Raw genomic sequence first — 13,438 nt, forward strand, 5'->3', positions numbered from 1 at the left:
CTGGGGGGAACCATGAAAGCCGGGATGCTGCTGGCGGAGCGCTACCTCCTGGTCGGAGAGCTGGGGCGCGGAGGCTTCGGCATCGTCTGGGAGGCGTACGACCAGCGGCTCGGCCGCCAGGTGGCCGTCAAGACGCTGCGCCACCGCGGCCTGTCCAACGCCAACGACATCCGCCGGATGGTCCGCGAGGTGGAGATCCTGGCCCGGCTCAGCCACCCCAACATCGTCATGGTCTTCGATCAGGGCGAGGCCGACGACGGCCCGGAGCGCTTCAGCTACCTGGTGATGGAACTGCTGGACGGGCCGACCCTGGCCGGGATGGTCGCCACCGAGCCGCCCGACCTGACCCGCGCGCTGGCCTGGGGGCAGCAGCTCTGCGCGGCGCTGGCGGCGGCCCACGCGGCCCGGGTGATCCACCGCGACGTCAAGCCCGAGAACATCATGATCATCGGTCCGGCCCGGGACATGCTCAAGGTGCTCGACTTCGGCATCGCCCAGATCGGCGACAACGTGGACAGCCTCACCACCGAGGGCTCGGTGATCGGCAGCGCCCGCTACCTGGCCCCCGAGCGCTGGCGCGGCGAGCCCGGCACGGTCCGCTCCGACCTCTACGCGCTGGGCTGCGTGCTCTACGAACTCTTCACCGGCAAGCGGCCGTTCACCTCCACCAGCCAGGTCGGCCTGATGAACCAGCACCTGGACCAGCCCCGGGTGCGCCCGGCCGGACTGCCCGTCGAGCTCGGCGAGCTGCTGGTCGAGCTGCTGGCCACCGACCCGGCCGACCGGCCCGTCGACGCGGACGAAGTCCGCCGCCGGCTGCAGCGGGCTGCGGACGGCATCCGCGAGCTGCGCCGGCGCGCCGACGCCGCCTGGGACCTCGCCGAGGGCGAGCGGGTCCCCGACGCGGTCGGCAAGCTGCGCGAGCTGGTGCCCGAGTTCGCCCGCGCCTTCGGCCCCGCCGACGGCCGCACCCTGCGCACCTGCCACGACCTAGCGGTCAGCCTGGCCCGCGCCGGCCGCTCGGCGGAGGCCTACTGCCTGCTGGCCGAGCTGCTGCCCGCAGCGGTGACCGCGCTGGGCGCGGAGCACCGGGACGTGGCCGACATCGAGCGCCGGCTCAGCCGCTTCTCCCGCCCGGAGCAGCCCTGCCGCGAGGGCGTGCTGGCCGCCCTGCTGGCCGGCTGAACCCGGGCCGCCGGCCCTGTCAACCGTATGGCCGCCTGATTCCGGGGGGTGCCGGCTTGGAGGAATTGATAGGAACTCGCTCACGGGAACCCCCTGGTTGGCACCCGCGCAGGGTTGATATACCTCGGATGCATAGGCAGGAGAGGTGTGCGGCCTCCCCTGCGCCATGCGACGAACACAGGTGGTGATGGGCAGATGAAGCTCCTCCGAGTTGGCCCCCCGGGCGCAGAGCGCCCGGTCGTGCTCGGCCCGGACGGCACCGCGTACGAGCTCTCCGAGCGGACCTCGGACATCGACGGCGCGTTCCTGTCCCGGCTCGACGTGGCCGAGCTCGCCGCCGCGATCGAGCGCGGTGAGCTGCCGGTGGCGGACATCGCGGGTCTGCGGACCGGCGCTCCGGTGACCCGGCCCGGCAAGGTCGTCGGCATCGGCCTCAACTACCGCGACCACGCGGCCGAGGCCGGCGCGCAGATCCCGGCCGAGCCGGTGATCTTCCTCAAGGCGAGCAACACCGTGGTCGGACCGGACGACGAGGTGCTCGTACCGCGGGGCAGCACCAAGACCGACTACGAGATCGAGCTGGCCTTCGTGATCGGGCAGACCGCCCGCTACCTGGCGAACGACGAGGAGGCGGCCGCCTGTATCGCGGGCTACGCCATCGCCAACGACGTCACGGAGCGCTCGTTCCAGTGGGACCGCGGCGGGCAGTGGGACAAGGGCAAGTGCTGCGAGACGTTCAACCCGCTGGGCCCCTGGCTGGTCACCCCGGACGAGGTCGGCGACCCGCAGGCGCTGACGCTCAAGCTGTGGGTCAACGGCGAGCTGCGGCAGCACGGCAGCACGGCCGAGCAGATCTTCCCGGTGCTCGAAGTCGTGCGCTACGTCAGCCAGTTCATGGTTCTCGAGCCCGGTGACGTGGTGGTCACCGGCACCCCGGCCGGGGTCACCGCCGGCCACCCGGGCACGCCGTTCCTGCAGCCCGGTGACGTCGTGGAGCTGGAGATCGAGGGGCTCGGCCGGCAGCGCCAGGTGCTCGGCAAGGCATAGGCCGGATCGCCCGCCCGGCAGTCGTCGTACGGGCACCCGACCCCGGGCACGGGGGTCGGGCGCTCAACCGCACTCCCTCTCGCCCTCGCCCGCGTCAGCGGCCGATCTTGAGCCCGCCCAGGTGGGCCAGCAACCGGGCGGCCGGACCGTCCGGTCCCTCCAGCGCCAGCAGCCCGGTCAGCACCTCGGCGGTCTGCGGATCGCGCGGCGCGGTGGCCGCCGTCATCGCCACGAACTCGTCCACCAGCCAGTCGCGCAGCTCGCTCTGCGGGATCTGCTGCCCCTCGTCCAGCCAGGTCAGCGAGGACGCCTCGACCACCGATATCCACGTCCTGACCAGCAGGGTCAGCCGCGGCCCGGCCTCCCGCACCCCCATGTAGCGCAGGGTGCGCCGCAGCGCGGCCCGCCGTACCTCGTCGACGATGGCCGAGGTCCGCGCCGTCTCGACCACCGAACCGCCGCGCAGCAGCGCCCCGTAGCCGGCGTCGTGCTCGGCGACGAACGAGAAGTAGTTGTCCAGCACCGAGGCCAGCTGCTCGGTGGGGGTGCCGTGCGGCGGCACCATGAACCGGCTGGTCAGCTCCTCGGCGGCGCTGCGCAGCGCCGCCTCGTACAACTGCTGCTTGCCGCCCGCGAAGTAGCGGTAGACCAGCGGACGGGAGGCACCGGAGGCCTCGGCGACGTCGTCCAGGCTGACCTCCTCCGGAGCCCGGGTGCTGAACAGGGTCAGCGCGACCGAGATCAGCTGTTCGCGCCGCTGCTGGACCGGCAGTCGCCGGTACCCGGCGCGCCGCGGGCGCTCCGGTGCGGTGGCCGACTGCGGGGCCTGCTGCGGAACTGCCTGCTCAGTGGCTTCCATGGCGGTCAGCGTAGTGCGCCCGTGCCGCGCGGTAACCCCCGCTGATCGGCCTGTTCGTTCGCGCTGCGCGTCGGTCGGGGGTAAGTGCCGTGGAAACCGCATCCTATGAGGACATGTCGGCTGGGAAAGGGGGAGCGGAATGCGGCGCCTGTGGCGGTGGATCAGGTCCGCGCCCGGTACGTACATCTGGTTGCTCGTGCTGGCCTTCACCAGTTTCGTGGTGGCGCGGATCGATCCGGCGAACCTGGACTGGTTCCTGGCCGCCCGCAGCACCAACCTGGACCAGCTGCGCTCGCATCCCGTGCACGCCCTCCTGGCGAGCCTGATCTGGACCGAACAGCCGTCCTTCCTCTTCTACTTCGTGGTCTTCAACATCTTCCACGTCCCCGCCGAGCGCTGGCTCGGCACCCGGCGCTGGCTCACCGTCGCGCTCACCGCGCACGTCCTGGCGACGCTGATCAGCGAGGGCGTGGTCGGCCTCGGCATCCTGCACGGCCGGTTGCCCGCCAGCCTGTCCGACACGGTGGACGTCGGCGTCTCGTACGCGCTGGCCGGCGTCGAGGGCGTGCTCACCTACCGCTTCCCGTACGGCCGCTGGCGCTGGCTGTACGGGTCGGGGCTGCTGCTTTTCTACCTGATTCCGCTGATCACCTCGCACACTTTCACCGACCTTGGACATTTCTGCTCGGTCCTGATCGGTTTTGCCTTCTACCCGATCACTCGCGGCCGTCCGACCTGGGATCCGCTGCAGAGCTGGCGCTCCTGGCGCTCGTCGCGGGCCCGCGACTGACGGCCATGGCATCCGGTGGGTCCGACTCCGGTTGGTTCTCACAAAGGGGCTTCCAAAGCAGCCGAGCTGCGAAAAGATGTCCTAATGGCTGACGAACTGAACCCTCACGGTGCCGCGGGCACCACCCCGCGCCAGATCGCGGACGGCTACGTCCACGCGCTCGCCGAGCTCGACCCGCTCGCCGCCGTCTACCTCGGTCTCAACCCCGAGGACGACCGGCTCCCCGACCTCTCCCCGGCCGGCCAGCAGGCCATCGCCGATCTCGCCCGCCGGACCCTGGCCGCGCTGGACGCCGCCGAGGCGGCCGGCCACGGCGACGCAGCCGCCGACCCGCAGGCCGAGCGGCGCTGCGCCGCCCTGCTGCGCGAGCGGCTCAGCGCCGAACTCGCCGTCCACGACGCGGGCGAGGGCCTGCGCGCGGTCGGCAACATGGCCTCGCCGCTGCACAGCGTGCGCGAGGTCTTCACCCTGCTGCCCACCGACACCGAGCAGGACTGGGCGCAGCTGGGCCGCCGACTGGCCCGGCTGCCGCTCGCCCTCGACCAGTACCGCGCCACGCTGGCCGAGGGCGTCGAGCGCGGCCTGCTCTCCGGCCCGCGCCAGGTCAGCACGGTGATCGAGCAGCTCGGGCAGTGGCTGCTCGCCGACCCGTCCGCCGACGAGGCCGCGCAGCCGGGCGGCTGGTTCGGCACCCTGGTCAGCCCGGCCCCCGAGTCGCTGCGCGCCGAGCTGGCCGCCACCGCCACCGCCGTCGCCCGCAAGCTGGCCGAGCTGCGCGACTGGCTGGCCGAGGTCTACGCGCCGGCCGCCGCCGACACCCCGGACACCATCGGCCGCGAGCGCTACGCCCGGCTCGCCCGCCAGTGGACCGGCGCCGACCTGGACCTCGACGAGGCCTACCGCTGGGCCTGGACGGAGTTCCACCAGCTGGACGCCGGCATGCGCGCCGAGGCCGAGAAGGTGCTGCCCGGCAGCACCCCGATGGAGGCGATGCGCTGGCTGGAGACCGACGGCCCGTCGATCAAGGGCGAGGAGCCGGTCCGCGCCTATCTGCAGGGCCTGATGGACCAGGCGATCAGCGACCTCCAGGGCGTGCACTTCGACCTGGCCGAGCCGATCACCCGGGTCGAGTCGCGGATCGCCCCGGCCGGCGGCGCCGCCGCCCCGTACTACACGGCGCCCTCGCTGGACTTCAGCCGGCCCGGCCGCACCTGGTACCCGACCCAGGGCCTGGACACCTTCCCGACCTGGGACCTGGTGAGCACCTGGTACCACGAGGGCGTCCCCGGCCACCACCTGCAGCTCGCGCAGTGGAACTACGTCGCCGACTCGCTCTCCACCTACCAGGTCAGCGTCGGCGGCGTCAGCGCCAACATGGAGGGCTGGGCGCTGTACGCCGAGCGCCTGATGGACGAGCTGGGCTACCTCACCGACCCCGCCCACCGCCTCGGCTACCTGAACGCCCAGATGCTGCGGGCGCTGCGGGTGATCGTGGACATCGGCATGCACGTCGGCCTGGACTTCCCCGCGGACTCGCCGTACCTGCCCGGCGAGCTGATGACGCCGGCCGCGGCCCGCGAGTTCTTCGGCCAGTACTGCGGCCTGGCGCCCGCGTACCTGGACAGCGAGCTGACCCGCTACCTGGGTCTGCCCGGCCAGGCGATCGGCTACAAGCTCGGCGAGCGCGCCTGGCTGGACGGACGGGCGGCGGCGAAGGCCGCACATGAGGCGCGTGGTGAGGAGTTCAACCTCAAGGCCTGGCACATGGCGGCGCTCTCGCAGGGCTCGCTCGGCCTGGACGACCTGGTCGAGGCGCTCTCCGAGCTCTGAAACGGTTCTTCTAGTGCAGGTAAAAAGTTTGGGATGAATGTCTGATTAGTCAGTCTCTGCCCCAAATTTGCTTGCCCCTCGCCGATCGGCGAGCTTCGCTGGAGGGAAGTGCCGTCCGCGCACGCGGACGGCCCACCCGTCCGGAAGGCTCAGCCGTGTCTTCACACCACGCAGCCGCAGCTGTCGATCAGGGGCCGGACCCCCGCCGCTGGAAGGCGTTGGCCGTCATCGCGGTCGCTCAGCTGATGATCGTGCTTGACATCACCATCGTGAACATCGCACTCCCCTCCGCGCAGAAGGACCTCGGCATCTCCAACGGCGACCGGCAGTGGGTGATCACCGCCTACACGCTGGCCTTCGGCGGACTGCTGCTGCTCGGCGGCCGGCTCGGCGACCTTTACGGCCGTAAACGCACCTTCGTGATCGGCCTGCTGGGCTTCGCCGGCGCCTCCGCGCTCGGCGGCGCCTCGGTGGGCCCGTTGATGCTCTTCGCCTCCCGCGCGTTGCAGGGCAGCTTCGGCGCACTGCTCGCCCCGTCGGCGCTGGGGCTGCTCTCCACCACCTTCAGCAACCCCAAGGAACGCGCCACCGCGTTCGGCATCTTCGGCGCGATCGCCGGCGGTGGCAGCGCGATCGGCTTCATCGCGGGCGGTCTGCTCACCGAGTTCCTGAACTGGCGCTGGTGCCTGTTCGTCAACGTCCCGATCGCCATCTGCACGGCCCTGTTCGCCGTTCGCCTGCTCAAGCGCGATTTCATCGCCAAGGACACCCGGGTCAAGCTCGACCTGCCAGGCGCGGTGCTGGGCTGCGGCGGCCTGCTGGCGATCGTGTACGGGACGTCTGAGGCGGAGTCCCGCACCTGGACCGACCCGCTGGTGCTGGCCTGCCTGTTGGGCGGCGTCGCGCTGCTCTTCGTCTTCGCCTTTGTCGAGTCGCGTACCGAACACGCACTGCTGCCGATGCACATCGTCCGCAACCGCAACCGCGGCGGCGCCGCGCTCTCGGTCGGCCTGGCCGTGGTCGGCCTGTTCGGCCTGTTCCTCTTCCTGACGTACTACCTCCAGGTGATCAAGGGCTTCTCGCCGCTGCTGACCGGCGTGGCCTTCCTGCCGATGACCGCCGCGATCGTCGGCAGTTCCACCGGCCTGGCGGCCCGGCTGATGAACCGGGTGCCATCTCGAAACCTGATCGTGCCCGGGTTGCTGCTGGCCGCCCTGGGGATGGCCTGGCTGACCCAGCTCAAGGTGGACAGCGCGTTTGCGGCCACCGTGCTGCCCGCCGAGATCCTGCTCGGCGTCGGCATGGGCATGGTGTTCATGCCCTCGATGAGCCTGGCCACCCTGGGCGTCGCGCCGAACGAGACCGGCGCGGCCGCGGCGACCATCAACTCCGCCCAGCAGGTGGGCGGCTCGATCGGTACGGCGCTGCTGAACACCATCGCCGCGAGTGCCACCACGGCGTACCTGGTCGGCCGGAACGCCGGCAGCCACGCCGTCCAGAACACCGCGGCCGTGCACGGCTACACGGTGGCGACCACGGTCGCGCTGGGCATCCTGCTGTTCGCCGCCGTGCTGGCCTTCTTCATGGTGAACCACCGGCCCAGTCCCGGTGACGCCGCCGGGGAGGACGCCGAATCCACGGTGCACGCGCTGGCCTGACCCGACCGGACCCGCTCCGACCGGCTCCGAACTCCTCCGGCCCGCCACGGCGGGCCCGGAGGAGTTTCTCGTCCTGCTCTGGGCTCTTCTCATCAGCAGTGGCATCGGCGATGATGATCCAGTTCGAAGCATGGGGTGTGAACGAAGGAGCGCTCGGGCGCTGGATTCTCACCAGGATCTCAGCAGCGAATCATCCGCAGTGGAGTCGCGCGGGGAATAGTCCAGATGTCGGCAGGCGCGCTGTTGCGGCGCCGACCAGTCAGCCCTCGGGCCCCGATCGTGCGGCAGGAGTCAGTGACCTGATGACCAGTCAAGGACGTCAGCAGCGCCGAAACCTCTGGACCCGCTTCGGTCTCCGGCCGGCGCTCGTCGCAGCCGCCCTCGCCACTCTCCTCGTCGTCGCCATAGCGGGCATCGGTGCGCTCAGCTCGCAGGCCAATGCCTCCAGCCGGGCCGCCGCCGCCGAGCGGGCCAGCGCCCTGGCCGCCGAGATCACCTCGACGTCGCCCTCGCCGACAGCGACACCGACCCCGAAGCCGGTGCCCAAGCCGACGCCGACCCCCACGCCGACCCCCACCCCTACTCCGACGCCGACCCCCACGCCGACGCCGACCCCGACCCCGACTCCCACGCCGCCCCCCGCGCCCACCCCGACGCCGACCCCCGTCGCCGCCGCGCCGCGGCTGGTCCTGGACAGCACCCAGGCCGCGCCCGCGACGCCCGAGGCCGACCGGGTCGGGGCGCTCTTCACGGGCAGCGTCGCGCCGGGCAACCACTTCTGCACGGCCAGCGTGATCCAGAGCGCCACCCGCAACCTGCTGGTCACCGCGGCCCACTGCATCGGCAGCGCCAGCGGCGTGACCTTCGTCCCCGGCTACAGCAACGGCCAGGCCCCGTTCGGCAGCTGGCAGGTCACCAAGATCTTCACCGCGCAGGGCTGGCAGCAGAACAACGACCCCGACGAGGACTTCGCGATCCTGCAGGTCGCCCCCGACAACGGCAAGCAGATCCAGGACGTCGTGGGCGGCAACCCGCTGGGCATCAGCGCGGGCTTCAGCGACACCGTCCGCCTCTACGGCTACCCCTCCAGCGGCGACACCGCGCTGCTCTGCAGCAACACGACCACCCAGTTCAGCGCCTACCAGCGCATCATCAACTGCCCGTCCTACTCGGGCGGCACCAGCGGCGGCCCCTGGATCAGCACCACGACGGGCGAGGTCACCGGCATCATCGGCGGCTACCAGCAGGGCGGCGACACCGACGACACGTCCTACACGGCCTACTTCGACTCGACCATCGCCACCCTCTACCAGCAGGCCGAGTCCTCCTCCTGACCCCCTCCCTGGCCGGCCCCTGACCACACAGGGCACGCCGGCCCCGAAGGCCCGGACCACCCGGCGGGGCACTCCGCCACCGGCCCGGGCCTTCGGCCTGCCCACCGCGCCACGTCAGCCGCCCGCAGCCTCGGTCCCCCGCTCCCGCGCCGCCGCCCACCACAAGCCCGCGCCGCCGCCAAGGACCGACTCCGGCCCCGGCTCGTCGGAGATCGCCTCGGAGTACCGCCGCCGCGCCTCGGTCAGACTGAGCGACCCATTGGGACCGCCAAGCACCCGATCCGCATTGTGATCATCCTGCCCGTCGTCCTCCCAACCGCACTCCACGCAGATCTCGTAGCAGCAGCGCGTGTCCAGCATCGGCATACGACAGCAGGGGCACGTGTACGGGCCGCCGTCTTCGCGGCGTTCGTAAGGAAGCACGGCGAAATTGTGCCAGCGCGGACTCCGGGCGGCCACGTGAAAAGTCCAGCACCCCGACTTCCACGCCGGTCAGGACTCGAAGCCGTCCCAGTACTCGCCGTGGCTCTCGTTGAAGCCGCCCGGCCGCTCGCGTCTCAGCTCGTCGTAGCGAGCTCGCAGTCGATCCACTGCCTCGCGCAGGCCGTCGCCGAACTCAGCACGGATCAGCTGGATCGCGTGGATCTTCCGGTTGTCGAGGATCAGCTGGTCGATCTCGCCCCAGGGCACGTTGCCCGCCTTGAGCTGCTGGACCGCAGCCAGGATGCGCATCCGTCGGGAGGGTGCTCACCATCACCCCGTCGGCGCCGCGCACGTTGGCAGTGAGTTGAAGCCGGTTGCAGATACCCGTCGAGCTCGCCCCTCACCTGCCGCAGTTCCTGCAGCACCGCCGCCAACTCACCATCATCCACGCGGACACCGTCCCATACCGCCCCACCACACAGCGAGCGCATTTCACCGCCCGATCCCCGGACATGACGAAGGCCCAGGTCGGTTGACCTGGGCCTAAGTTGGCGCTTCTTGCGAAGTGCCCCGGCAGGATTCCCACCCACGCACCCACCTCCGGAGGGTGGCAGGTGCTCACCCTCCGTGACCCGGGTAGTCGCTTGATCGGCGCAACGTGACTGACCGGACCATTCGTGGCTGTTGGCGACCGGGTTGCACCGCCGTACCTGGCACGCTTCTGGCACGGCGTCGGGTCAGCGCGAAGCGTCGGCGACGCTGTGCCAGCCCCTGTTCCGCTGGCTCGGGGCCTCGACAGTGACCGATTGCGGTCGCCCCATCGGATGTGTAGCTTGCTCGCTTCAATGGTAGTGCGTCCGACACCCCTGTTTTGCAGTTGTCGGAATGGGTTGCCCGATCTGACCTGTACCTTCTCCTTCGATACAGCTGCGCCTGGTTCTGGCATCTTTCTCATTGCCTCGACTCTCTGTCATGTACTGCCTGATCTGGCGTGGCTGTAGCTTCTCCCTTGTCTCCGAGCCACTGAGGCCTCAGGAACTGCCGATCAGCCACGAGTTGCTGGCCGACGTCGCCCGAGAGCCTCACGGTTGCTACGTGCGGCGAGAGGACGGCGAAACGAGGTAGCGGCATTGTGAGTAATCCGGACACGGCATGCCACTGCGTGCCAAGCTACACCTACGCGTTCCTTCCAGCCCCTTGGAGTAGGCAGTGGCTAGTGACATGCACGTCTCCATCACGCCGCGTGGTATGAGCGTCCAGGAGGCGTACCGCCTGTTTAGGGACGATGCCTTGTTGGTCAACAGGAGGTACCAGCGAAAGCTTGTCTGGTCTGTGAGTGAGAAGCAGTTGCTGATTGACAGCATCTTGGATGGCTACCCCATCCCGCTGATTCTGCTAGCCGAACGCCCAGAGATTCACGGCAGTGGAAAGTACGAAATCATCGACGGCATGCAGCGGCTCGATGCAATTTTCTCCTTCATTGAACAGAAATACGATTACAGCGGCATGCACTTCGATTTGGCTCAGAGTGCACGCGCTCGGCAGGCTGCAGATTCTGATGCTTTCGAGCCTGTCGAAATTTTTGCACCACTCCCTGCCGAAAAATGTGCCAATCTGCTCGACTATCAGCTTGCAGTCACTATTTATCCCGCCCAGACCGAGCAGCAAATCACCAATGTGTTTAGTCGAATTAATTCGAATGGGCGCCAGCTGAGCGTTCAGGAGAAGCGGCAGGCTGGCATGATCAATCCATTCTCTGAACTCGTTAGGACGGTAGCAAGTTCATTGCGAGGTGATGTCTCCGCAGACGTTTTGCTCCTGCACGACATGCCAAGCATCTCCATCGATTCGGCTCGCGAGAAGCAGCAGTATGGAGTTAAAGCCGAGGATACCGTCTGGATTCGTCACGGAATTCTCAATGTGAAGCAACTTCGCGAAGGTGATGATGAGCAGATGGTTGCTGATATTGCAGCATCTATCCTGCTCGGAAGTCCTTTTCCAGCAAGCAAGGAGGAGTTTGACGACATCTACGACGCGCAGAGTGAAAAGCATAAGCGCATCGAGCGCAATCTTGCCGCTTATGGTACGCGTCGACTGGAGGATGAGATCCAGTCGGTATTTTCGGTCCTTGCGGAAGTGATAGACGATCAACTCCCGTCTCCGAATGGCCTCAGGAACCTTGTGCGCCCAGGTAGTAGTGGAAATCCAATCAGGACGCCTTTTTATGCAATATTCATGTCATTCTTCGACTTGATCGTTCGACAGCAGAAGTCCCCAGACGACTATGTTGCAATCGTCTCTGCGCTGCGAGGAGTCGGCCCCCGACTGAAGAGCGCACGACACTACACGTCGGCTGAGGACAGGGTTTCAAATATCGACACGGTCACTGGGTTGATACAGCGTTACTTTGTAGCCAAGGTTCCCCCTGTGTTTGGCCATGGACCCGGGCTTGCTCTTGACTTTGAGAATTCGCTTCGTAGGTCCAGGATCGAAACAAGTCGATACGAATTCAAGCAGGGCCTTCTTCGGCTCGACAATCTGCGAGCGTGGGACGATTCAATTTTTGGGCGTCTGGCCGAGACGATCTGCGCAATTTCCAATGTGAAACCGGGGGTTGATGGCTATCTATTCATTGGTGTCGCAGATAAGGAGTCTGATGCTAATCGGATTGAATCGCTAGACGGGATTGCTCCGGTCAAGGTTGGGCCTCACCATGTCGTTGGAATTGACAGAGAGGCGAAGGTGAAGGGAATTTCCCTGGATAGCTATGTGCAGAAATTCGTGGCGAAAATCTCGCAGCAGCCTATTAGTGAGCCTTTGGCGACCCAAATTCTGACCGGCATTGACACTATTGAGTACAAGGGAATTTCGGTGCTCAGGATGCTGATTCCAGGGCAATCAGACGTTTCCTACTGTGACGATCGCCTTTTTGTTCGGCGAGGATCCTCGACCGAGGAGATCAAAGATCTCAAGCAGGTGGCAGCGTTGGTCAAGGGATTCATTTAGCGGGGTCGGAGTGAGCGGGTGGCGGAGCGGTTTTGGCCGGCGTCCTGTCTGGTCTGGGGCCTGGCAGGGTCTCGGGGCCGTAAGCTGCTGAGACTCGGTCAGGGCTTTTGGGCCTGACCGCAATTTGGCCGAGTGGCCCCCGGTCTTGCTCGGCGCGAGGCCCGGTCCTGGCAGGTGGGTAAAACCGTGGAGCCGCCGGCCCTAGCCACGCGCTGCCCCGTCCTGGCGGTCGCGCCGGGACCGGGCGCCAGCCCGCACGCCCCGCGTCGGCCGCCGCGGGCGGGGCAGCGGCCCACGCGGGGCGCGGGCCCTTGACCCAGTACAGCTCAATTCGGCAGTGACCCGGGGTGAGCTGTGAGCCGCCAGGGCTACAGGGTGACGGTCGCTACGGCGGTGTCGTCGTGGGCCTTCCCCATCCGTGCTGTCAGGGTTAGTCATGCGTGCCTGGCAGGGGAGTTCGCGGGGCCGAGGTGGGGTCACGCGTCGAAGTCGTATTCGAGGACGTAGGAGGCCGCGTCCAGGGTCATCTCGTTGATCTCGACCGCTCGGCCGTCCTCGGCGAAGGCGGTGCGGGAGATGAGGATGACGGGTGTTCCCGGAGCCAGTGCCAGGCGGGTCGTCTCGTCCTTGGTGGGCATGCGGGAGCGGAGTTCCTCGCGGAAGTGGATGGGCTTGGCGCCGAGTTCGGCGAGCCGGGCGTAGGTGCCGCCAGGGCCGGTGTCGTGCTGGGTGATGGGGGAGCCGGCGACGAGGGTTGCGGGCAGATAGGACGTGGAGAGCAGGACCGGCTTGCCGTCGAGGACGAAGCGGCGGCTTCGGACGCAGGTCGGGCCGCCGGGCTCCAGGTTCAGGACTCGGGCGATGTGTTCCGGGGCGGCGAGTTCGGCAACCGAGAGCTGGTCGACGACGAGCGTCCGGTCCTCGATGTCCGCGGACCAGATCGAGCGGCCCGAACCCCACTGCTCCTGCGCCAGCCGCTGGATCCCCCGTCGGCGCAGCGGCCGGAAGTCGCGGACGAACACGCCGGCACCCTTGCGGGCCTCAGCGATGCCTTCACTCTGCAGGACGCCGAGTGCCTGACGGGCGGTCATCCGGGCGACGCCGTAGGTCTCCATCAGGTCGTTCTCGCCGGGCAGCCTGTCGCCTGCGCGGTACTGGCCCGACTCGACGGCCGCCTTGAGGGCGTCGGCAATCCGCTGGTACTTGGGCTGCTTGTCGCCGCTGTCGGCCATGGCTCTCCTCCGTGATCTCTAGACATCCTAGGGCTGACCCCTGACGGCAGCGACCTCGCCCGATGGCACTTGAC

General features: G+C 68.3%; 12 protein-coding genes. 8 read left to right on the plus strand and 4 right to left on the minus strand.

Features of this window, described 5'->3' with window-relative positions; all coding sequences use genetic code 11:
- Window positions 1-12 precede the first annotated feature (12 nt).
- Both P3T34_RS25155 and P3T34_RS25160 read left to right on the plus strand, forming a co-directional pair.
- Window positions 13-1,185 carry a serine/threonine-protein kinase gene (locus P3T34_RS25155; RefSeq protein WP_280668308.1) on the plus strand — a complete coding sequence of 391 codons (1,173 nt, stop codon included), beginning with the start codon at window positions 13-15 and terminating at the stop codon, window positions 1,183-1,185.
- Between the two features lie 195 nt (window positions 1,186-1,380).
- Window positions 1,381-2,232 (plus strand): fumarylacetoacetate hydrolase family protein, encoded by an 852-nt coding sequence (locus tag P3T34_RS25160; protein ID WP_280668309.1) that lies wholly within the window; start codon window positions 1,381-1,383, stop codon window positions 2,230-2,232.
- Between the two features lie 94 nt (window positions 2,233-2,326).
- Here P3T34_RS25160 and P3T34_RS25165 read toward each other — a convergent pair whose 3' ends face one another.
- The gene (locus tag P3T34_RS25165) at window positions 2,327-3,091 is read right to left on the minus strand and encodes a TetR/AcrR family transcriptional regulator (RefSeq protein WP_280668310.1); all 765 of its coding nucleotides are present in this window, start codon (window positions 3,089-3,091) and stop codon (window positions 2,327-2,329) included.
- Between the two features lie 139 nt (window positions 3,092-3,230).
- Between P3T34_RS25165 and P3T34_RS25170 the strand changes: the two genes are divergently transcribed.
- The 4 genes from P3T34_RS25170 to P3T34_RS25185 all read left to right on the plus strand — a co-directional run bounded on the left by P3T34_RS25170 (window position 3,231) and on the right by P3T34_RS25185 (window position 8,703).
- Window positions 3,231-3,881 carry a rhomboid-like protein gene (locus P3T34_RS25170; protein WP_280668311.1) on the plus strand — a complete coding sequence of 217 codons (651 nt, stop codon included), beginning with the start codon at window positions 3,231-3,233 and terminating at the stop codon, window positions 3,879-3,881.
- 84 nt (window positions 3,882-3,965) lie between these two features.
- A complete protein-coding gene (locus P3T34_RS25175; protein WP_280668312.1) occupies window positions 3,966-5,711 on the plus strand; it encodes a DUF885 domain-containing protein in 1,746 nt (581 codons plus the stop codon).
- 155 nt (window positions 5,712-5,866) lie between these two features.
- The gene (locus P3T34_RS25180) at window positions 5,867-7,369 is read left to right on the plus strand and encodes an MFS transporter (protein WP_280668313.1); all 1,503 of its coding nucleotides are present in this window, start codon (window positions 5,867-5,869) and stop codon (window positions 7,367-7,369) included.
- Window positions 7,370-7,671: 302 nt separating this feature from the next.
- Window positions 7,672-8,703: a trypsin-like peptidase domain-containing protein gene (locus P3T34_RS25185; RefSeq protein ID WP_280668314.1), complete on the plus strand. Its 1,032-nt coding sequence runs from the start codon at window positions 7,672-7,674 to the stop codon at window positions 8,701-8,703.
- 114 nt (window positions 8,704-8,817) lie between these two features.
- Here P3T34_RS25185 and P3T34_RS25190 read toward each other — a convergent pair whose 3' ends face one another.
- Entirely contained in the window at window positions 8,818-9,162 is a 345-nt protein-coding gene (locus tag P3T34_RS25190) for a CPCC family cysteine-rich protein (protein ID WP_348534683.1), read from the minus strand.
- A gap of 33 nt (window positions 9,163-9,195) precedes the next feature.
- A complete protein-coding gene (locus P3T34_RS25195) occupies window positions 9,196-9,435 on the minus strand; it encodes a hypothetical protein (protein WP_280668316.1) in 240 nt (79 codons plus the stop codon).
- 65 nt (window positions 9,436-9,500) lie between these two features.
- Between P3T34_RS25195 and P3T34_RS25200 the strand changes: the two genes are divergently transcribed.
- Together P3T34_RS25200 and P3T34_RS25205 are read left to right on the plus strand one after the other, a co-directional pair.
- A complete protein-coding gene (locus tag P3T34_RS25200; RefSeq protein WP_280668317.1) occupies window positions 9,501-9,662 on the plus strand; it encodes a hypothetical protein in 162 nt (53 codons plus the stop codon).
- Between the two features lie 685 nt (window positions 9,663-10,347).
- Entirely contained in the window at window positions 10,348-12,132 is a 1,785-nt protein-coding gene (locus P3T34_RS25205) for a DUF262 domain-containing protein (protein ID WP_280668318.1), read from the plus strand.
- Between the two features lie 476 nt (window positions 12,133-12,608).
- Here the strand turns inward: P3T34_RS25205 and P3T34_RS25210 are convergent, their stop codons facing one another.
- Window positions 12,609-13,364: a GntR family transcriptional regulator gene (locus tag P3T34_RS25210; protein ID WP_280668319.1), complete on the minus strand. Its 756-nt coding sequence runs from the start codon at window positions 13,362-13,364 to the stop codon at window positions 12,609-12,611.
- Window positions 13,365-13,438 lie beyond the last annotated feature (74 nt).

Source organism: Kitasatospora sp. MAP12-44 (assembly GCF_029892095.1).
Lineage (GTDB): Bacteria > Actinomycetota > Actinomycetes > Streptomycetales > Streptomycetaceae > Kitasatospora.

Bases quoted from the DNA above. Each gene is read 5' to 3' on its own strand.
- P3T34_RS25160 (WP_280668309.1), top strand. From the start codon at position 1,381: ATGAAGCTCCTCCGAGTTGGCCCCCCGGGCGCAGAGCGCCCGGTCGTG.
- P3T34_RS25185 (WP_280668314.1), top strand. From the start codon at position 7,672: ATGACCAGTCAAGGACGTCAGCAGCGCCGAAACCTCTGGACCCGCTTC.
- P3T34_RS25205 (WP_280668318.1), top strand. From the start codon at position 10,348: ATGCACGTCTCCATCACGCCGCGTGGTATGAGCGTCCAGGAGGCGTAC.
- P3T34_RS25195 (WP_280668316.1), bottom strand. From the start codon at position 9,435: ATGCGCATCCTGGCTGCGGTCCAGCAGCTCAAGGCGGGCAACGTGCCC.
- P3T34_RS25170 (WP_280668311.1), top strand. From the start codon at position 3,231: ATGCGGCGCCTGTGGCGGTGGATCAGGTCCGCGCCCGGTACGTACATC.
- P3T34_RS25155 (WP_280668308.1), top strand. From the start codon at position 13: ATGAAAGCCGGGATGCTGCTGGCGGAGCGCTACCTCCTGGTCGGAGAG.
- P3T34_RS25175 (WP_280668312.1), top strand. From the start codon at position 3,966: ATGGCTGACGAACTGAACCCTCACGGTGCCGCGGGCACCACCCCGCGC.
- P3T34_RS25165 (WP_280668310.1), bottom strand. From the start codon at position 3,091: ATGGAAGCCACTGAGCAGGCAGTTCCGCAGCAGGCCCCGCAGTCGGCC.
- P3T34_RS25210 (WP_280668319.1), bottom strand. From the start codon at position 13,364: ATGGCCGACAGCGGCGACAAGCAGCCCAAGTACCAGCGGATTGCCGAC.